Genomic DNA, 19,588 nt, shown 5'->3' with positions numbered 1-19,588 from the left:
CGTGAGTGCCCCGATGCGCGGTCACCCAGGGGAGTCGGCTTGCTGCCGGGGTGACACGCAAGCGGACGTGTCCGGAATCCTTTTTTTATTCTACCGCCTCCGGAGGCCGGAGGTGGCAATGAACGCGCCTGTGATGCCCGCTAGCTTGATTTGCCCCCGGGCCAGCATCCCCCCTCCGGAAAGGGGGCTCCTCGCGTCTGTGGCTTTCTGATCGCCCCCGGCGCCTAACCGCAGAGGCGCAAAGCGCCTGCTGCGGATGGCGGCTGGACGCCGCTATCCGTAGGTGTCCCTCGGTCCCCTGCTTCCGGTCACCCGCAATCCACCTGACGGCCGGGGCGCGTTCTGCGGCGCCCTGACCTTGACCTTTGTCACGGTGCCGTCGCCCAGCTCCTCGTTGAGCCTGCGTACGAGGGTGCGGGCGAGCAGCCGCACCTGCGTCGCCCAGGCGGTCGAGTCGGCCGCGATCAGCACCTCGCCGTCCTCGAATGACTCGGGCTTGGTGTGCGCGGCCAGGTCAGGGCCCACGATGTCGGCCCAGCGGCCGAACACCCCGCCGACCGCCGCCGACCGCTCCCAGCCGCGAGCGGCCAGCAGATCCGCGATCGCACGTCCGAAAAGTTGTGGATCGCCGCTGTCCCTGCGGGGCCCTTTCCGCCTCGGCTCGCGCCGGGGGAGCTGGCCGCGCTTGGCCGCGTCCGCTTTGGCCTGGGCGAGCTTCTCCCTGGCCATGGCCGCGCCCCTGGCCGTGGGGTTGTCCTCATCGGACACGGGTCACACTCCCCTCCGCGACGTCGAATCTGGCTCCGGTCAGCTCAGGTGGCACGTCATCCGGTACGGCGGCCGTGATGAGCACCTGCTCGGCGGGCGCGACCATCTCGGCCAGCCGCCTCCTGCGTTGGCTGTCGAGCTCGGCGAACACGTCGTCGAGTATCAGCACGGGATCGCCGCCGTCGGCCCGCAGCAGATCGTAGGCGGCCAGCCGCAGCGCCAGCGCGAACGACCAGGACTCTCCGTGGCTGGCGTACCCCCGGGCGGGCAGGTCCCCCAAGCCGAGGACGAGGTCGTCGCGGTGCGGGCCGACGAGCGTGACGCCGCGTTCGAGCTCTGACTGACGGACCTCCAATAGCCGCTCCCGCAGCCGTTCTTCAAGGGTTTTCCCCAAGTCTGTGGATAACGTCTGTGTATCGAAAGATCCGCGCTCACCGGCGATTTCGCCCTCCGGACCCCCCTCGTCGGCATCCCCACCTGTGGACAACGTGCTCCGGTACGCGAGCGTCGCGGGGACGCTCGTGGGGGCCAGCGCCGCGTACGCGCCCGCCACCAGCGGCCGCAGTGCCTCGACGAGCTCCAGCCGCGCCCGCAGCAGCTCGGCGCCGTGCCTGGCGAGGTGGGCGTCCCAGACCTCCAGAGTGCTCAGCACGTCGCCCGCGCCCGCCGAGGCGAAGGCGCTGTCGCTCTCCTTGCGCCGGGCGCTCCTGCTGCCTCTGCGGGCCTGCGCGGCCGTACGCAGCAGGGCGCCGCGCTGCTTCAGCACCCGGTCGTAGTCGGCGCGGACGCCGGCGAATCTGGGGGTCCTGGCCACCAGCAGGTCGTCGAGGAAACGGCGGCGCTCGGAGGGGTCGCCTTTGGACAGCGCCAGGTCCTCGGGGGCGAACAACACCGTGCGCAGCAGGCCGACGACGTCGCGAGCCCTGGACACGGGGGAGCGGTTGAGCCGCGCGCGGTTGGCCCGGCCCGGGTTGATCTCCAGCTCGATGAGCGCCCGCCGGTCGTCCCTGTGGACGGCGCAGCGGATGATCGCCCGCGCGGCGCCCCGGCGTACCAGCGGCGCGTCGCTCGCCACCCGGTGGCTGGAGTGCGTCGCGACGTAGCCGAGGGCCTCGACCAGGTTGGTCTTGCCATGGCCGTTGGGCCCCACGAACGCCGTGACGCCCGGCTCCAGGCCGAGCTCGACGGACGCGTAGGACCGGAAGTCGGTCAGCGACAGGTGGGCGACGTGCACCCCAAGAAGGTTAGTGCGCCTCGCCCATCACCGGGGTCACGGCACGCTTGCTATCGCTCCGTCTCGCGCGGGGGCGTCACGTCCGCACCCGGTGCGTCGGCGCCCTTGCCCGTGCTGCCCTCGGTCGAGGTGATCGCGTGGCCGCCGAACTGGTTGCGCAGCGCCGCGACCACCTTCATCGAGGGGGAGTCGTCCTGGCGCGAGGCGAACCTGGCGAAGAGCGCGGCGGTGATGACCGGCAGCGGGACCGCATGGTCCACAGCTGCCTGCACCGTCCATCGGCCCTCGCCGGAGTCCTGTGCATAACCGCGCAGCTGGTCGAGATGCTCGTCGTCGTCCAGCGCCCGGACCAGCAGGTCGAGCAGCCAGGAGCGGATCACGGTGCCGGTGCGCCAGCTCTTGAAGGAGCCCTTGACGTCCTTGACGACGTCGGAGGCCTCCAGCAGCTCCCAGCCCTCGGCGAAGGCCTGCATCATGCCGTATTCGATGCCGTTGTGGACCATCTTCGCGAAGTGCCCGGCGCCGACCTCGCCGGCGTGGACGAAGCCGTCCTCGCCCTGGGGCTTGAGCGTCTCGAAGATCGGCATCAGCCGCTCGACGTTGGCCTGGTCGCCGCCGCACATGAGCGCGTAGCCGTTCTTCAGGCCCCAGACGCCGCCACTGACACCGCAGTCCACGAAGCCGATGCCCTTACCGGCCAGCTCGGCTGCGTGCTTCTGGTCGTCCCCATAGTGGGAGTTTCCGCCGTCGATGACGATGTCGCCCTCATCGAGCAGCTCGCCGAGGTCGTCGATCGTGGACTGGGTGGGTTTGCCGGCGGGGACCATGACCCAGACCGCGCGCGGCGCACGCAAGCGTTCGATCAGGTCTTTCAGGCTGGTCACGTCGCTGATCGACGGATCGCGGTCGTAGCCGACGACCTCGTGACCGCCGCGGCGCAGCCGTTCGGCCATGTTGCCGCCCATCTTGCCCAGTCCGACCATGCCGATCTGCATGTTGTCCTACCCCCTTGTCAGGCTTCCATCATCCCCGATGACAGGTTCAGCCTGACAGGCGGATGGGCATGATCAGATAACGGTAGTCGGTGGTGGCACCGTCCTCCACAGGCTTGCCACCGGTGAGGATAGCGGGCTTTGTGGATGTGGTCATCTGGAGCCTGGCCACGTCGGAGTCGATGGCGCCCAGGCCTTCCAGGAGGAACTGGTGGTTGAAGGCGATGTTCATCTCCTCGCCTTCGTAGTCCACAGGCAGGGCCTCGACGGCCTGGGCCTCGTCGCCGCTACCCGCCTCGAGTACGACCTCGCCGCTCTTGAACGCCAGCCGTACCGGCGTGTTGCGCTCGGCGACCAGGGCCACACGCTTGACCGCCTCCACGAACGTGCTTGTGGACAAGTCGGCGCGCGCAGAGAACTCAGTGGGCAGCAGGGACCGGTATTTGGGGAACTCGGGGTCGAGCAGCCGCGTGGTCGTCCGCCGGCCCGCGCTGGAGAAACCGATCATGCCCTCGCCGGTGCCGCCTGCGGAACTCAGCGCGATCTCGACCTCGGCGCCGGTGCTGCCGAGCGCCTTGGCCGTGTCGGCGAGCGTCTTGCCGGGGATCATCGCGATGGCCGCGAAGTCGGGCTGACCCGGCTGCCACTTCAGCTCGCGTACGGCCAGCCGGTAGCGGTCGGTCGCGGCGAGGGTCACGGTGTCGCCCTCGATCTCCACGCGCACGCCCGTGAGCATCGGCAGCGTGTCGTCGCGTCCGGCGGCGACGGCGACCTGGCCGACGGCGGAGGCGAACACATCGCTGCCGACCCTGCCCGCGGCCGGCGGCATGGCAGGGAGCGAGGGGTAGTCCTCCACAGGCATGGTCAGCAATGTGAATCGCGCGCTGCCACACGTGACGACCGCCTTGGCGCCATCCACCACGAAGTCCACAGGCTGTGCGGGAAGAGCGCGGGTGATCTCGGCGAGCAGCTTGCCGGAGACCAGCACGACTCCCGGCTCGCCGGTGTGAAGTTCGAGCGTCACCTCAGCGGAGACCTCGTAGTCGAAGCCGGACAGCTTCAGCCGCTGCTCGTCGGTGACCTCCAGGCGCATGCCGGCGAGTACGGGCACCGACGGGCGCGCCGGGAGGCTGCGTGCCGTCCATGCCACCGCCTCAGCGAGGACGTCTCGCTCGATTCGGAACATCACGGTGATCAGCCTCCTGGTTCGTCGTTGATTCAAGGATCTCAAGGATCCACTCTCCCGCGCTCGCGCTCCGGGAGAAGCCCAACTATGGGTCTTTGAGTTCTTAGTTAGAGATAGAAGAGGTCATCACACTAGGGGCTGTGGGAACTGTGGACAACCAGCGTTGTGGCTGGTCAGCAGCCCTTTTTCCATCCACTGCGGTTGTGGGCGAAGCCTGGGGGAAACTTCGGAGCCTGGGGACGGCGAATCTTTGCCCACAGCTCTTCCCCAGATCATGGTCCGTTCATCCACGGCAATCCCCGGGTTATCCACGAGGTTTCCACAGGTTGTCCACGGGGTAAAAGGGGCGCTGCTGGAGTCCCAGATCGACTGTTCACAGCCCGTCCACATGTTATCCACGAGTCGTCCCCAGATCTGCGGGAGATGTCCCCACAGTTGTCCCCAGCCCCTGTGGGTGGATTTTTCACTCCATTGCCGGGCGTACGGCCGCGTCCTTTCGGCGTTTCCGCTGCTCCACAGTGTTTTCCACAGGCTGTGCATGACTATCAAGATCCACGCTGTGTCTGCTTGATCCGCATTGTCAGCTCGTTGACCTGGTTGTACATCGACCGGCGCTCGGCGATGAGGGACCGGATCTTGCGTTCGGCGTGCATCACGGTGGTGTGATCGCGGCCGCCGAACTGCTGGCCGATCTTCGGCAGCGACAGCTCGGTCAGCTCGCGCGCCAGGTACATGGCGATCTGCCGGGCGGTCACGAGCGCCCGGCTGCGCGAGGTGCCGCACAGGTCGTCGATGCTGATGCCGAAGTAGTCGGCGGTCTCGGCCATGATCGCCGCGATCGTGATCTCGGTGTCGGACTCCGACGTGATCAGATCCTTCAGCACCACCTCGGCGAGCTGCAGGTCCACACCCTGCCTGTTGAGGCTGGCGAACGCGGTCACCCTGATCAGCGCGCCCTCGAGCTCGCGGATGTTGGTGGAGATGCGGCTGGCGATGTATTCCAGCACCTCGGGCGGCGCGGCCAGGCCCTCCTGGATCGCCTTTTTCCTGAGGATGGCGATCCGGGTCTCCAGCTCGGGCGGCTGGACGTCAGTGATCAGTCCCCACTCGAACCGGTTGCGCAGCCGGTCCTCCAGCGTGATCAGCTGCTTGGGCGCGCGGTCGCTGGAGATGACGATCTGCTTGTTGGCGTTGTGCAGCGTGTTGAAGGTGTGGAAGAACTCCTCCTGCGTCTGCTCCTTGCCCTCCAGGAACTGGATGTCGTCCACAAGCAGGATGTCGATCGCCCGGTATCGGCCGCGGAACCCGTCGGCCTTGTGGTCGCGGATGCTGTTGATGAAGTCGTTGGTGAACTCCTCGGAGCTCACGTATCTGACGCGCGCGCCGTCGTACAGGCTTTGGGCGTAATGCCCGATCGCGTGCAGCAGGTGCGTCTTCCCCAGCCCGGAGTCGCCGTAAATGAAGAGCGGGTTGTACGCCTTCGCCGGCGATTCGGCGACGGCCACCGCCGCCGCGTGGGCGAACCTATTGCTGGCTCCGATGACGAATGTCTCGAATGTGTACTTTTGGTTGAGCCGAGCGGGTTCGCTGGGCTTATTACTCTTGGCCTCCCACCGGTTCGGCGCGGGTTCCGGGGCTTTCTCCACAGGTGGTTGTGCCTGTTCAAAAGCGAACCCAGCCTGTGGATACTCGGTGGATATGTGCGGAGGCTCCGGCTGTGGAGAATAGAACTGCGGCGGCTCGGAAGCCGGGTTGTGCTGGGGTTGCGCGGCCTGTGAATAACGCAGCTGACTCTCCACACCTTGGGGATAACTGTGAGTCACAGGCTGTTGATGGGGGTCGCCCGAAGGCTGCTCGGGCGCGGTCGTGTCGATCATCACGGCCAGCCGCATGGTCCGGCCCAGCTCTTGGGACAGCGCGTGCGCCACGAGCGGGCGCAGCTTGCCCTCGATGAGGTCCTTGAGGAAGTCGTTGGGGACGCCGAGCACGATCGTGTCGTTGGCCAGGGCGATCGGCCGCACCATGGACAGCCAGGTGCGCTGCTGTATCGGCACGTTTTCGTTGAGGAAGTTGCCCAGGGCCCTCTCCCATACCGTGCCGAGGTCGACACCGTTCACAGTGCGGTTCCCCCTCCTCCCTCTCGCGGCCCCCCGCGATCGTTTATCCACATGGCTTGGGCCGCCCAGTTGCTCAGCGGCCCTTCGTCCACAGCGTGGCGGCCGGGTTTCGTACCCAGGCCCTCCACAGGATCTCCACAAGTTGTGCACAGTGTTTCGGCGGGTCCGGAAGGGCCGACAGTAGCCCTGTGCACAGCTGTGTTCAAGACGTTGTCCACAGCGTAGTGGCACCCAGGTGCACATACTGTGGACGTCGCAGGGCGGTGGAAAACTGGCCTGTGGATCCGTGGATAACCGTTCCGGTTTGACCTGGGGCGGTCTTCACCCGTAACGTACGACGGTCGGCTTGTCACGCGACGGCTATTTCGCGTGCCCTCGCTTCCCTGGCAGGCCAGCCCTGTGTGTTAAGCGCCCATTGGGCGCACCTTCAAGCCTGGAGCCCACCCGTGAGCAAGCGTACTTTCCAGCCGAACAACCGTCGCCGCGCGAAGACCCACGGCTTCCGGCTGCGCATGCGCACCCGGGCCGGTCGCGCCATCCTCGCTTCTCGCCGCCGCAAGGGCCGCGAGACGCTGTCGGCCTGACCGTTCCGCGCCCGACTGACGAGAGATCCGTCACATGGACTGCCGCCCCGGCCTTGATCGGGCACGACAGTAGGGAGGCAGTCCCACGAACAGGTTTCTCGTTCGGCCAACTGGCCCGCCGGTGAATCTCGCCGGCGGGCGATAGGCGTATACGGTGCTGTCCCGGCAATCCCGCATGCGGCGCGGGGAGGATTTCGAGGCGGCCGTCCGGCGCGGCAAGCGCGCGGGACGGCCGACCCTGGTGGTGCATCTCGGCGCTTCCGGGGAAGAGTCACCTCTGGTGGGTTTCGTGGTGAGCAAGGCCGTCGGTGGCGCCGTTACCCGAAACAAGGTCAAACGACGGCTCCGACACCTGATGCGGGACCGTCTGCACCGGCTGCCGCGAGGTAGCCTGCTTGTGGTACGCGCCAATCCACCGGCCGCGTCCGCGCGATTCGAGCAACTGGCCGCCGAGCTCGATTCCGCGCTGGATCGTTTGCTCAGGCGGCGCGAGTCCTCGACGGGTGGACAGAGATGACGGAGCAGGCGCAAGAGGCGCCGAGTGAGGTGCCGAGCCTCGCCGCTCGGGTGTTGATCATGCCGATCCGGTTCTATCGGGCGTTCATCAGCCCGATGCTCGGCCCGCGTTGCCGGTTCTACCCGTCATGCAGTGCATACGGACTCGAAGCGATTGCCGTGCACGGAGCGGTGCGCGGCATTTGGCTGACTGTCCGGCGCATCGGGCGGTGCCACCCATTCCATCCCGGAGGTATAGACCCGGTGCCCCCACGCCCGGTCCGGTCTCACGAAACGCAAGGGAGATAGCTCGGTGGAGCTGTCCTGGCTGAGCTGGCTGTATGAAGCCGTAGCCCAAGTCATCATCTGGATCCATACTGGTTACAGCACGGTCCTCAACCCGGACAGCGGGCTGACCTGGGCGTTGACGATCATCACGCTGACCGTGTTCATGCGGGTCCTGATCTTCCCGCTCTTCCTGAAGCAGATGCGCTCGTCGCGGAAGATGCAGGAACTCGCCCCCAAGGTGCAGGAGATCCGCAAGCGCTACAAGAACGACAAGCAGCGCATGAACCAAGAGGTCATGACGCTCTACCAGGGCGCTGGCGCCAACCCGCTCGGCGGCTGCCTGCCCATCGTCGCGCAGTTCCCCATCTTCATCTCCATGTTCACCGTGCTGCAGGCGATGGCCAACGGCCGCCCGGTGTACGGCATGAGCCAGGAACTGGTGGACAGCGCACGGTCGGCGCACATCTTCGGCGCGCCGTTGCCGGCCAACTTCTTCATGTCCTCGGCGGACATCGCGGGCTTCGATGCGGGTGTCGTACAGACCAAGGTTGTCCTGGGGATCTTCGTCGCGGTCAGCTCGCTGACGACGTTCCTCACCGTCCGGCAGAGCGTCACCCGCTCCATGGCGCAGATGCCGGACAACCCCATGGCGCAGCAGCAGAAGATCCTGATGTACATCTCTCCGCTGTTCGCGTTCTTCAGCCTGAACTTCCCGCTCGGTCTGATCATGTACTGGGTCACCACCAACGTGTGGACGCTCGGTCAGCAGCACTGGTTCTACAGCCGGCACCCGATGCCCGAGTTCGATGCGAAGGGCAACGTGGTCCCCGTGCAGCCGAAGCCGGGCCTGCTCGGCAGGTTCCGCAAGACCACGCCGGAAGAGCAGGCACCTCCGCCCCCGCCGGAGCCTAAGATCATTAGGCAGCAGCCGAGCCGCCAGTCCCGCAGCAAGCGCACCGGCAGCAAGAAGTCTTGAACACGAAGGAGAGGCCGGCCATGACCGAGGCCGAGCAGAAGAAGGCTCCTGATCTCGCTGCGCTCGAGCAGGAGGGCGAGATCGCTGCCGACTACGTCGAGGGACTTCTCGACATCGCCGACATCGACGGCGACATCGACATGGACGTCGAGGGCGACCGCGCCCTGGTGTCCGTGGTCGGGCTCAAGAGCACGGAGCTGGTGGGCCCCGGGGGAGAGGTCCTGGAGGCGCTGCAGGAGCTGACCCGCCTGGCCGTGCACCGGCAGACGGGGGAGCGCTCGCGGCTGATGCTCGACGTCGCCGGCTATCGCGAGCGGCGGCGTGCGGACCTGACCAAGCTCGGCACCGAGATCGCCGGGCAGGTCAGGGAGGACGGCGAGCCGAAGTCGTTGCAGCCGATGACGCCCTTCGAGCGCAAGATCGTCCACGACGCGGTGGCGGCCGCCGGGCTCCGCAGCGAGTCCGAGGGTGAGGAGCCCTATCGGTACGTGGTGGTCCTGCCTGCCTGAATGTCATCCGATGCGGCCGTCAGCCCGCCTTAGTGCGCGGCGGGCGGCCGTTTTTCTTTTATCCTTGTACGTGGTGCCATCGGCTGCTATCAGCCGATATTTGCACATATGTGCCTATAAGGCACCATCGGCTATTCGAGCGCTCGGCGCGGATGGCCGCGTGCTCGAGGGTCACCTTTGGGCCAGCCCGCTAGTCTTCCTTTGTGATCGCCCCTCTAGCCTTGGTTAGGGACCGACTTCGAACCTGAGGGCAGGCCCCTGGTCCCGGCCATGGGGCGAGACCGGCTTCCGGCCTATCCTCGCTTCTCCTTGTCAGTGCGTTCACTCCCGGCTACGACCTAGCACCAAGAAAGGGCCACCAACCAGTGAGCGATGAGCTTCCGGCGCCGCCGGACATAGCGCGGGACGTCTTCGCCGGGGAGGCTTGGGATCGCGCGAACGCGTTCGCCGAGCTGCTGGCGGGTCCTGGCGTGGTCCGCGGACTGCTGGGTCCGCGGGAGGTGCCGCGGATCTGGGATCGCCACCTGCTCAACTGTGCGGTGGTCGCCGAGGTCGTGCGGCCGGACGTGCATCTGGTGGACATCGGTTCGGGCGCGGGGTTGCCCGGGCTCGTACTGGCGATCGTCCGGCCGGATATCACGGTCACGCTGCTGGAGCCGCTGCTACGCCGTACCGTGTTCCTGGAGGAGTGCGTCGGGGCCCTCAAGCTCGGCAACGTCGAGGTGGTGCGGGGGCGAGCGGAGGAGCTGGCAGGCAAGCGTGTGTTCGACGTCGCGAGCGCCCGTGCCGTGGCGCCGCTCGACCGGCTCCTGAAGTGGGCGATGCCGCTGCTCCGCGAGGGCGGCGAGCTGATCGCTATGAAAGGGGAGCGAGCCGCCGGTGAGCTGGCCGAGGCGGAGGAGCAATTGCGAGCCAGCGGAGCCCGAACGGCTGAGCTTGTGACCGTCGGGCGCGGTAAGGTCGAGCCGCCTGCAACATTGGTTCGGGTGGTAGCGGGTCGTCCGCCAGAGCAAGTAGGGCGGCGACGAAGGAGGTGACGGTTGTGCCAGTCGCGTCATGCGGCCTTGGATGGCCGGGCAACCGTTCGTCTGAGAGTGCAACCGGGGTTGGCTGGCCCGAAAAGGGCGTGTCGCGACAGCGAATTCCCGGCACCGGCATACCACTGGTTGAAAGGATGGCGATCGTGACCCAGACCCCCCTGAACCCCGGCGATTCGCCGTTGGTACGAGAGGCGCTCAGCTCAGTGGTTTCACGTGAAACATCCGCAACCCCGATGGCCGCCACCCAGATCGGCGAGACTCCCGGCGATGGCGACGGCACCTGGCCGCGCCCGTCCAAGTGCCGGGTGATCGCAGTCGCCAACCAGAAGGGTGGCGTAGGCAAGACCACCACGTCGGTGAACATCGCCGCCGCTCTGTCCATGCACGGCCAGCGCGTCCTCGTGGTCGACCTGGACCCGCAGGGCAACGCCTCCACGGCGCTGGCCACCGAGCATCGTGGTGACGTGCCGGACGTCTACCAGGTCTTGGTCGACGACCTGCCCATGGGGGACATCGTCAAGCAGGTCCCCGACATGCCGAACCTCTACTGCGCGCCGGCCACCATTGACCTGGCGGGTGCGGAGATCGAGCTGGTGTCCCTGGTGGCGCGCGAGGCCCGCCTCCGCCGGGCGCTGGGGGCTTACGGCGTGACCGACTTGGACTACATCGTCATCGACTGCCCACCGTCGCTCGGCCTGCTGACGGTCAACGCGTTGGTAGCCGCGGACGAGGTCATGATCCCCATTCAGTGCGAGTACTACGCGCTGGAGGGACTTGGGCAGCTCCTCAGGAACGTGGATCTCATCAAGGCCCACCTGAACCCGACACTCATGTTGTCGACCATCGTTCTGACGATGTACGACGGACGTACCCGTCTGGCATCGCAGGTGGCGGAGGAAGTACGGGCCCACTTCGGTGACACGGTGCTCAAGACGGTCATCCCGCGGAGCGTCCGCCTGTCGGAGGCACCCAGCTATGGACAGTCGGTCATGACGTACGATCCGGGGTCGAGTGGTGCGATGGCGTACATGGACGCCGCCCGCGAGATAGCGCACCGCGCCACCGTGGCCTGACGATCACCGCAGGATCGTTTCCTGTCATTCCGATGTCGCTCGGAGGCGCGGGCCGTACGGTCCTGCCGCCCCTGCGTCCGTTCCGTGGTGCCTTGATCGGGGAGCGGCATCTTGTACGCCGAATCCGTCCGCGAGCATCAGGTGCGGGATCGTTGTGGGTGAGGGCGGATTGGGTTTGGAGCCCACCGCGTGACGCTTCGAGCATGCTTTGCCAGATGACGGCGAGTCGGCCCTCATCCGGCTGATGGCGACCCTGCACCCAGGCCGCAATGACCGGTGCGCCTCGATGGCGTCGGGCTACGCGTGCCCCACCGGCGTTGATCGTGCGTGCGGCTGAGCACATGTCTGACGGCGTGGATCGTGCGTGCGCCGGAAAATGCGTGCCTGAATGTGTGGACGTGCCGGACGGTGTCGATCGTGCGCATGCCCGGCCAGAGCGCGAGGGCGATGGTGTCGATCGTGTGCGTGCGTGAACGGCGTTGGATTGCGGGCGGCTGGCTGCCCTTGGATGGCCGTGGCTGCAGACGGGCCAACTGGTTGGGGTGAGGAGGCACATGTCACTGGCCCTGGGGACAGTCACGGGTTGGGCAGGTATGTGACCCGTGTCGGTGTAAATCCAATAGGACGGTGTGTGGCGAGAGGGCGCTCCGTCGGGCGGTCAACGGTAACCTCTCCTGGAGTGACCGGAATCGGCCGGGTGGTGAGGAGACGCAGTGAGTCAGCAGCGGCGGGGATTGGGCAAGGGGCTCGGGGCGCTCATCCCGACCGGTCCCATCGTTGACGGCACGGGGGCGGCGCCGTCCCCGGCCAACGGATCGCCGGCGGAGACCGGTCCCAAGCCGATTGCCGGAGCCTACTTCAAGGAGGTCGCCCTCAAGGCGATCGTTCCGAACCCTCGCCAGCCACGTGAGATCTTCGACGAGGAGCGACTCGAGGAACTGGCCGCGTCCATCCGCGAAGTCGGCCTGTTGCAGCCGATCGTGGTCCGGTCGGTTGGCGGCGGTCAGTATGAGCTGATCATGGGGGAGCGGCGCTGGCGTGCGTGCCAGCAGGCAGGCCTGGACCCGATCCCGGCCATTGTCCGTAACACGCAGGACACTGATCTCCTCCGGGACGCTCTCATTGAGAACCTTCAGCGCGAGCAACTGAACGCGCTTGAAGAGGCGGCCGCGTACCAGCAACTCCTCGACGACTTTCAGGCGACGCATGAGCAGTTGGCTCAGAAGGTCGGGCGCTCTCGCTCCCACATCACCAACACCTTGCGCCTTCTGAACCTCCCGCCTGAAGTCCAGCGCACGGTGGCCGCCGGCGTCATCAGCGCCGGCCACGCCCGCGCCCTCCTTGGCCTCGACTCCGCCGAGGAGCAGGTTCAGTTGGCCAAGCGAATCGTGGCGGAGCTCCTTTCGGTGCGGGCCGTGGAGGAGATCGTCTCCATGGGCAGTGCCAAGGCCGCCACGAAGGCGCCTCGCGAGCGCCAGTCGGCCAAGCCCATAGCGCCCGGCCTGACCCATCTCGCCGACCGCCTCTCGGACCATTTCGAAACCAAGGTCAAAGTCGACTTGGGGCGCCGCAAGGGTCGGATCGTGGTGGAGTTCGCCACGATCGACGACTTGGAGCGCATCATCGGCACGATGGCGCCAGAGGCGGTCCGCGCCATGCGGGATCCAGAGAGCTGATCCTCGACGGGCTAAAGGGAGCGCTGACCACGTTTCACGGTTTCACGTGAAACAACCATGCGTCCTCCGGCATCGCCGGCCCGGTTCAGCCTACGCAAACGGACGTACTCCATTTGATGCTCCGCCTACCTGACTCGGCGGCTATTCGGCTGAATCGATGTTTCACGTGAAACGCGGCGGTGTCGCATGCGAGCGGCTGCCCCAGCCCGTGCCCCCCGCTCCGCGCGTCTGCCCGCCACCGCATCTCTGCCCGCCCCTGCGTCTGCGTTGCGCCCGTGCCGCGCCCGTGCCGCGCCCGTGCCGCGCCCGTGCCGCGCCCGTGCCGTGCCCGTGCCGTGCCCGTGCCGTGCTGCGCCCGTGCCGTGCTGCGCCCGTGCCGTGCTGCGCCCGTGCCGTGCTGCGCCCGCGCCTAGGCCCCCCGTCGCTCCGCTGCGTCTGCGCCGGCTCTGCGCCATCTGTGGCCGCGTCCGCGCCCGGGTCTGTGCCGCGTCCCGGTCTGTGCCCACACTGGGCGCGTTCGGCGTGGACGCCGCCTCATCGCCGAGCACTCCTTGTTTCACGTGAAACAGAGGAGCGGTCGGCGTGGGGGCGAGTGGAGATCGGGGTGAGGCGTGGGCGCGGTGGGGTCGGGCGATCTCCGCGGCCGTCCGACGTGTTTCACGTGAAACCAGGTCCAGGAAACGCGTGGCCTACAAAGAGGCGGCGGCCTTGCGGATGTCGTCGAGGAAGTCGTCTACGTGTTCAGGTGCCGTGTCGAAGGCTGTCATCCAGCGGACGACTCCCGCCGCTTCGTCCCAAGGATGGAAGAGGTAGCGGCGGCGGAGCGCCGCCGTCATGGCCGGCGGGAGGGTGGCGAAGACGGCATTGGACTGGACCGGCTGGGCCAGGGAAACACCCGGGACATCCGCGATGCCGTCAGCCAAACGTGTGGCCATCTGGTTGGCGTGTGCGGCGTTTCGGCGCCACAAGTCGTCCGTCAGGAGGGCGGAAAGCTGCGCCGAGATGAAGCGCATCTTCGAGGCGAGCTGAAGGGATTGCCGTCGCAAGAAGGGCACGGCGTGGGTGAGCGATGGATCGAGGACCACGACAGCCTCGGCGGCGAGAGCGCCGTTCTTGGTACCGCCGAAGCTGAACACGTCCACCCCAGCATCGGCTGTGATGGTCTTCAAGTCGCAGCCGAAGTAGGCCGCGGCATTGGCGAGCCTGGCACCGTCCACGTGAAGGCGCAGGCCTACTGCGTGCGCCGCCTCGGCGAGGTCGGCGATCTCTTCGGGGGAGTAGCACGTGCCGAGCTCTGTGGCTTGAGATATGGAGACGACCGTCGGCTGCGATACATGCGCGTTGCCAATGCCGCCCAGCCGGGCCTTGATGTCGGCGGGTTGAAGCTTGCCGTGTTCGGTAGGGACCGTCATCAGCTTCACGCCGAGCAGGTGCTCCGCGGCTCCGGCTTCATGGGTGGCGATGTGGGCGCTGTCGGGACAGACGATGGCGTCGTAGCGGCCGAGCATGAGCGCCAACCCGACCATGTTGGCGCCTGCTCCGTTGAGCACCGCAAAGCCTTCCGCGCCTGGACCGAACACCTCTTTGACTCTTTCCTCGAAATCTGAGGTCCATCGGTCGCCTCCGTAGGCGGGTGCGTCGCCGTGGTTCGCCGCCGTTATGGCTTCGAGGATGTCGGGGTGCACGCCTGCGTGGTTGTCGCTGGCGAAACTCTTTGGGTACGTCGAATCGATCAGCACATCGTAAGGCTACGACCCGTGGGTTCTGCGGTGTCCGGGTCCTCGCCCGTCAACCGATCGCGCGCCCGCACGGTGGCCGGGAACTTGACGCTCGGGTAGCGGCGCCAGAGCCGCGCAGCCACGGGAAACGAAGCAACGCATCATGAACCACGACAAGGAACCACTGGCACCGCCCCCGTCCCCATGCCGCCTATGGTCGGCCACCGTGACCGTCGCCGTCCTACGGGCGGGTCAGCGTGATCGCCGTCCTACGGGCGGGTCAGCGTGATCGCCGTCCTACGGGCGGGTCAGCGTGATCGCCGTCCTACGGGCGGGTCAGCGTGATCGCCGTCCTGCCCCCGCTGTTTTGCCATCTCGTCGTCTCGCCGTTCGAAGGATGTCCCTCGCTGACTCGCTGTCGGGTGAACCGCACGCTCACGATCTCGTTGTCTTGCCGTCGCGGGACTGACTGAGGGCTGTTCAGGCCGCCCGGCCGTCTCGCTGCCAGGTGGGCCTGCTGCCCCGTCCGTCCGGCCGTGTCGTTGGCTGGTGGCCTCTGAGCCACCGCTCGCGCCGTTTCGTCCGCCGATGGTGCCGACGTCTGGTGCCGACGTCTGATGTGGCGGCTGAGGATTGGTGGTGATGTCAGGTACGGGCGCGGGCGGCGGCGTTCTGGAGGAGGGTGCGGCAGAGTTCGCCCAGATCCTGGCCGGCCGCCTCGGCGGACATCGGCAGGAGTGAGGTCTCCGTCATTCCGGGGGCCACGTTGACCTCCAGGAAATGAGGAACGCCGTCGGCGTCGACGATCAGATCCGTGCGGGAGATGTCACGCAGGCCCAGAGCGGTGTGGGCGGTTACGGCGGTCTCCGCACACGCCGCAGCCGCCGGGGCGGGCAGCCGGGCCGGGGCGAAGAATTCGGTGTGACCGGCCGTGTAGCGGGCCGCGTAGTCGTACACGCCCTCGTCCGGGACGATCTCCACGGCGGGCAGCGCCACCGGGCCGTTGCCGAGGTCCACCACCGAGACCGCCACCTCCACGCCCTCGACGTAACGCTCGATCAGGGCCGTGTCGCCGTAAGCGAAGCAGCCGACCATGGCGGCGGGGAGCTCTTCTGCTGTGCGTACGATCGACGCGCCCAGCGCGGAGCCGCCCCTGGCTGGCTTGACGAACAAGGGCAGGCCGAGGCGCTCGATGATGCGGCCCAACACCACCGTGGCACCCAGATCGTGAAACGTCTCTTTGGGGAGGGTGACCGACTCCGGCGTGCGCAAGCCGACGGAGCGGACGACGGCCTTGGCGGTGGGCTTGTCGAAGGCGACCCGGCAGGCGTCCGGATCGGCGCCGACGTACGGCACGTTGAGGAGCTCTAGGACGGAACGGATCGCGCCGTCCTCGCCCGCGCCGCCATGCAGGGTCACGAACACCGCGTCTGGAGGGTCGGCGAGGATGGACGGCACGAGGGATGCGTCGGTGTCCCGGGTCTCCACGTCGATGCCTGCCGCGAGCAGCACCTCACTGACTCGGCGACCGGATCGCAGAGACACCTCCCGCTCGTAGGAGAGGCCCCCGGCCAGCACGAGCACGTGGCCCAGATCGCTCATCACATCTCCTCTGCTGATCGAACGATGTCCAACCGTACCGGCGTCCGGGGCGAATGGTGTACGTGAGGTGCTTCTCCCGCGAGTCTGCGCATCCTTGTGGGATTCCGTGCACGCGGCTACTCACGCAGTCGCCCTTCGCCTCGGCCTCCCTCTGCCCGTCCCATCTGCAACGATGCCGGATGATGACCAGCGACGACCGCACCGCAGGAACCGCTTTTGCGACGGCGTGCGCGTGATCGGAGTGGGTGGGAAGGCGGGACTCGTTGTGGGATGACTGTCTTGGGTGCCGGATGTGCTGTGCTGTAGCGGCAGCAAAGGCTGCGATGTGCGCTGGTGCTGGTTTGAGAGCTGGTGCTCGGATGCGCGCTGACCATCAAATGAGCGCTGGCGCTGCGACGAGCGCTGGTGCTGGAGAGGGCTGGCGCTGGAATCGCGACGGCGTGCGCGGCGACCGCAATGTGCGGCCACCGCGCCCTGCGGCCACCGCGACGTGCGGCCCATGCGTGCTCGGCCAGCCCTACACGACCTCTCCTGCCATGCGTCCTCGGCCTACACGGCCGCGGCGAAGCGATCTCGGCGGAGACGGCTCAGCCCAGAACGCGAGGCGAGCTCGATCAGTCTGAACGACCGAGCTCGCCCCGCGACTCGCCGTAAGCGGCGATGCGTCGTCTCAGCAACGCGCATCGGCACTGTGCCGGCGGTAGGCGGTTACTAAGCCAGGTCCGGGCCCGGAGTATCCACGCCGGGATGTTCGCGGACCGAGCCGGTCCCGAACGTGTCCCGCAGCTGCATCTCCTGCTCGATCACCCCGGCGAGTCTCCGCACCCCTTCCCGGATACGGTCCGGTTCGGGGAAGCAGTAGGACAGCCGCATGTGCCTCGCCCCGCTGCCGTCAGAGAAGAATCCGGTCCCTGGGACGAACGCCACTCGCTCGGCTACCGCCCGCGGCAGGATGGCCTTCGAGTCGAGTCCTTCGGGCAGGGTTGCCCAGACGAAGAAGCCGCCGCCCGGGCGGGTCCAGGTGACCTCGGGTGGCATGAGGGCGTCGAGGGCGTCCAGGAGCGCGTCGCGGCGCTCGCGGTAGAGCTCCCTGAACGACTTGATCTGCTCCTGCCACGGCTGCGTAGCCAGGTATTGGCCCACGGCCAGCTGCGTGAAGGAGGAGTGCGACAGCACGGCCGACTCCATGGCCAGCACGAGCTTGTCGCGGATGGCGTGCGGGGCCAGGGCCCAGCCGACCCGGAAGCCGGGGGCGAGCGTCTTGGAGAACGATCCCAAATAGACCACGCCGTCGGGATTGTCGGCCCGCAGGGCGCGCATGGGCTCCCCGTCGAAGCCGAGCAGCCCGTACGGATTGTCCTCGATGATCAGCACCCCGGCCCGCTGGCAGATGTCGAGCACCTGCTGCCGGCGGGCGAGGTTCAGCGTGACGCCGGCGGGGTTCTGGAAGGTGGGGATCGTGTAGAGGAACTTGATGGGCGCTCCGGCGGTCTCCAGCGCATAGATCGTCTGGGCCAGCGATTCAGGCACGATGCCCTGATCGTCCATGGCGACGTGGACCACTTTGGCCTGGTAGGCGGCGAATGTGCCCAACGCTCCCACGTACGACGGGCCCTCGGCGAGCACCACGTCGCCCGGATCGATGAAGATGCGGGTGATCAGATCAAGCGCTTGCTGCGAACCCACGGTGACGACCACGTCGTTCGCCCCGGCCTGGATCCCCTCCAGCCGCATGACCTCGCAGATCTGCTCGCGCAGGTGCGGGTCGCCCTGGCCGGAGCCATACTGCAGCGCGACGGTGCCGCGCCTGGTCACGAGGTCGGAGACCAGCTCGCCGACCATGTCGAGAGGGAGGGCCGTGACGTACGGCATGCCGCCCGCGAGCGAGACCACCTCGGGCCTCGACGCGACGGCGAAAAGAGCTCGGATCTCGGAGGCGACCATCCCGGCAGCTCGCGCGGCGTACCGATCGACGTAGGCGTCGATGCGCGACCCTTGGGTCGCGGGTGTCTGACCGTGATCCAGCTCTTTCGTCACGGCCCACCTCCTAGGTGTCATATGGGGCGGAAATACCAGATTACGCCAGACCGACATGTCGCACGTGACCGGCTCGACCGTCGTGGTGTCCGCTGGCGGCATCTTCACTCGGCTACGATGCCAGTTGTGGACGCGGTTTTCGCGCGCTTTTCCGGGTCAACGATAGGGGCCGTAGTTGTCGCGCCGGCTGGTCAACATAACCCTGGACAATCTTGAAGATTTGCCGCGGCGCTGCCGACGGTGCGTGTTCTGGGAGCTCGATCCCGTCAGCGGGGAGCGTGCGGTGGGCTCGGGCGACCCGGGACTGGAGAAGGAAGCCTGGATCTCCGCCACGCTACTGGAGTGGGGGAGCTGCGGGAAAATCGTCTATGTCGACGGCGTGCCCGCGGGGTTCGTGCTGTACAGTCCGCCGCTCTACAGCCCGAGGTCGGTCGCTTTTCCCACCTCGCCGGTCAGTGCCGACGCGGTGTTGCTGATGACCGCTCACATCATTCCCGAGTTCTCGGGCGGCGGGCTGGGGCGGATGCTGATCCAGGGCGTGGCCAAAGACCTGACGCGGCGCGGGGTCAAAGCCATTGAAGCTTTCGGAGATCTCAAGTGGGAAGAGCCTAGTTGTGTAGTTCCTGCGGATTACTTGCTGTCTGTAGGTTTTAAGACTGTTCGTCCGCATTTGCGATTCCCGCGGCTCCGTCTGGAGCTCAAGACCGCCGTCTCGTGGCGTGAGGACGTCGAGGTGGCCCTGGAGCGGCTCCTGGGCTCCATGAGCCCGGAACGCGCACTACGCCCCGTCTGAGAGCCGCTCAGCCCCCACACGCCGCCACTCAGCCCCATAAGGCCGCCCAGTCCCATAAGCCGGCCAAGCCGTGTGTCGCACGCTCCAAGCCGCACGCGAGCATGCCGCACGCGAGAGCCCCCCGCGGAAACAACCGCGGGGGGCTCTGCCGGGCGAAGCGCGCCGTAAGCGGCGAACTAGATGATGCCGTCCAGCTCGCGAAGCAGCATGGCCTTCGGCTTGGCGCCGATGATCTGCTTCACGACCTCCCCACCCTTGTAGACGTTCATCGTCGGGATCTGGAGCACACCGTACTGGCGCGGAACCTCAGGGTTCTCGTCGATGTTGAGCTTGACGATCTCCAGCTTGTCGCCGTGCTCGTTGGCGATCTCCTGCAAGATGGGCGAGACCTGACGGCACGGCCCGCACCACTCGGCCCAGAAGTCGACCAGCACAGGCTTGTCGCTCTTGAGGACCTCGGCTTCGAAAGTGGCGTCGGTGACAGCCTTCACGGTGCGCTC

General features: G+C 67.1%; 18 protein-coding genes. 9 read left to right on the top strand and 9 right to left on the bottom strand.

Annotation, left to right across the window (positions count from 1 at the left end; translation table 11 throughout):
* Window positions 1-273 precede the first annotated feature (273 nt).
* The 5 genes from ACTWPT_RS52875 to dnaA form a co-directional block, all read right to left on the bottom strand.
* Window positions 274-768 (bottom strand): DUF721 domain-containing protein, encoded by a 495-nt coding sequence (locus tag ACTWPT_RS52875; protein WP_443185147.1) that lies wholly within the window; start codon window positions 766-768, stop codon window positions 274-276.
* The gene (gene recF, locus ACTWPT_RS52870) at window positions 758-2,002 is read right to left on the bottom strand and encodes a DNA replication/repair protein RecF (RefSeq protein ID WP_443185146.1); all 1,245 of its coding nucleotides are present in this window, start codon (window positions 2,000-2,002) and stop codon (window positions 758-760) included. Before recF ends, ACTWPT_RS52875 begins: the two co-directional genes overlap by 11 nt.
* A gap of 50 nt (window positions 2,003-2,052) precedes the next feature.
* Window positions 2,053-2,997: a phosphogluconate dehydrogenase (NAD(+)-dependent, decarboxylating) gene (gene gnd / locus ACTWPT_RS52865; protein ID WP_443185145.1), complete on the bottom strand. Its 945-nt coding sequence runs from the start codon at window positions 2,995-2,997 to the stop codon at window positions 2,053-2,055.
* Between the two features lie 46 nt (window positions 2,998-3,043).
* Window positions 3,044-4,183 carry a DNA polymerase III subunit beta gene (dnaN, locus tag ACTWPT_RS52860; protein WP_443185144.1) on the bottom strand — a complete coding sequence of 380 codons (1,140 nt, stop codon included), beginning with the start codon at window positions 4,181-4,183 and terminating at the stop codon, window positions 3,044-3,046.
* Window positions 4,184-4,725: 542 nt separating this feature from the next.
* Complete coding sequence (gene dnaA / locus ACTWPT_RS52855) at window positions 4,726-6,297, bottom strand: chromosomal replication initiator protein DnaA (protein WP_443185143.1); 1,572 nt, start codon at window positions 6,295-6,297, stop codon at window positions 4,726-4,728.
* Window positions 6,298-6,743: 446 nt separating this feature from the next.
* Here dnaA and rpmH point away from each other — a divergent pair, with 446 nt between their 5' ends.
* The 8 genes from rpmH (at window position 6,744) to ACTWPT_RS52815 (ending at window position 12,938) form a co-directional block, all read left to right on the top strand.
* Window positions 6,744-6,881: a 50S ribosomal protein L34 gene (rpmH, locus tag ACTWPT_RS52850; protein ID WP_443185142.1), complete on the top strand. Its 138-nt coding sequence runs from the start codon at window positions 6,744-6,746 to the stop codon at window positions 6,879-6,881.
* Window positions 6,882-7,035: 154 nt separating this feature from the next.
* Window positions 7,036-7,398 (top strand): ribonuclease P protein component, encoded by a 363-nt coding sequence (rnpA, locus tag ACTWPT_RS52845; protein WP_443185141.1) that lies wholly within the window; start codon window positions 7,036-7,038, stop codon window positions 7,396-7,398.
* On the top strand, window positions 7,395-7,685 hold the full coding sequence (yidD, locus tag ACTWPT_RS52840) for a membrane protein insertion efficiency factor YidD (RefSeq protein ID WP_443185140.1): 291 nt from the start codon (window positions 7,395-7,397) through the stop codon (window positions 7,683-7,685). The genes rnpA and yidD overlap by 4 nt, the downstream gene beginning before the upstream one ends.
* Window positions 7,686-7,689: 4 nt before the next feature.
* A complete protein-coding gene (yidC, locus tag ACTWPT_RS52835) occupies window positions 7,690-8,640 on the top strand; it encodes a membrane protein insertase YidC (RefSeq protein ID WP_443185139.1) in 951 nt (316 codons plus the stop codon).
* A 20-nt stretch (window positions 8,641-8,660) separates the two neighbouring features.
* A complete protein-coding gene (locus ACTWPT_RS52830) occupies window positions 8,661-9,149 on the top strand; it encodes a Jag family protein (RefSeq protein ID WP_443185138.1) in 489 nt (162 codons plus the stop codon).
* A gap of 365 nt (window positions 9,150-9,514) precedes the next feature.
* Complete coding sequence (rsmG, locus tag ACTWPT_RS52825; protein WP_443185137.1) at window positions 9,515-10,186, top strand: 16S rRNA (guanine(527)-N(7))-methyltransferase RsmG; 672 nt, start codon at window positions 9,515-9,517, stop codon at window positions 10,184-10,186.
* Window positions 10,187-10,422: 236 nt separating this feature from the next.
* Complete coding sequence (locus ACTWPT_RS52820) at window positions 10,423-11,262, top strand: ParA family protein (RefSeq protein WP_443185154.1); 840 nt, start codon at window positions 10,423-10,425, stop codon at window positions 11,260-11,262.
* Window positions 11,263-11,975: 713 nt separating this feature from the next.
* Entirely contained in the window at window positions 11,976-12,938 is a 963-nt protein-coding gene (locus ACTWPT_RS52815; protein ID WP_443185136.1) for a ParB/RepB/Spo0J family partition protein, read from the top strand.
* A gap of 689 nt (window positions 12,939-13,627) precedes the next feature.
* On the opposite strand, the gene ACTWPT_RS52810 is transcribed toward ACTWPT_RS52815, so the two are convergent.
* The 3 genes from ACTWPT_RS52810 to ACTWPT_RS52800 form a co-directional block, all read right to left on the bottom strand.
* A complete protein-coding gene (locus ACTWPT_RS52810) occupies window positions 13,628-14,677 on the bottom strand; it encodes a threonine aldolase family protein (protein ID WP_443185135.1) in 1,050 nt (349 codons plus the stop codon).
* Window positions 14,678-15,301: 624 nt separating this feature from the next.
* A complete protein-coding gene (locus tag ACTWPT_RS52805) occupies window positions 15,302-16,258 on the bottom strand; it encodes a D-alanine--D-alanine ligase family protein (protein WP_443185134.1) in 957 nt (318 codons plus the stop codon).
* A gap of 711 nt (window positions 16,259-16,969) precedes the next feature.
* On the bottom strand, window positions 16,970-18,316 hold the full coding sequence (locus ACTWPT_RS52800; protein ID WP_443185133.1) for an aminotransferase-like domain-containing protein: 1,347 nt from the start codon (window positions 18,314-18,316) through the stop codon (window positions 16,970-16,972).
* A gap of 154 nt (window positions 18,317-18,470) precedes the next feature.
* Between ACTWPT_RS52800 and ACTWPT_RS52795 the strand changes: the two genes are divergently transcribed.
* A complete protein-coding gene (locus ACTWPT_RS52795) occupies window positions 18,471-19,088 on the top strand; it encodes a GNAT family N-acetyltransferase (RefSeq protein WP_443185132.1) in 618 nt (205 codons plus the stop codon).
* A gap of 176 nt (window positions 19,089-19,264) precedes the next feature.
* On the opposite strand, the gene trxA is transcribed toward ACTWPT_RS52795, so the two are convergent.
* Entirely contained in the window at window positions 19,265-19,579 is a 315-nt protein-coding gene (gene trxA / locus ACTWPT_RS52790) for a thioredoxin (RefSeq protein ID WP_443185131.1), read from the bottom strand.
* Between the last annotated feature and the right edge of the window lie 9 nt (window positions 19,580-19,588).

It is taken from the genome of Nonomuraea sp. 3N208 (genome assembly GCF_052245935.1).
Lineage (GTDB): Bacteria > Actinomycetota > Actinomycetes > Streptosporangiales > Streptosporangiaceae > Nonomuraea.
The sequence above is the reverse complement of the archived record's forward strand: the minus strand, read 5'-3'. Positions and strand labels throughout refer to the sequence as shown.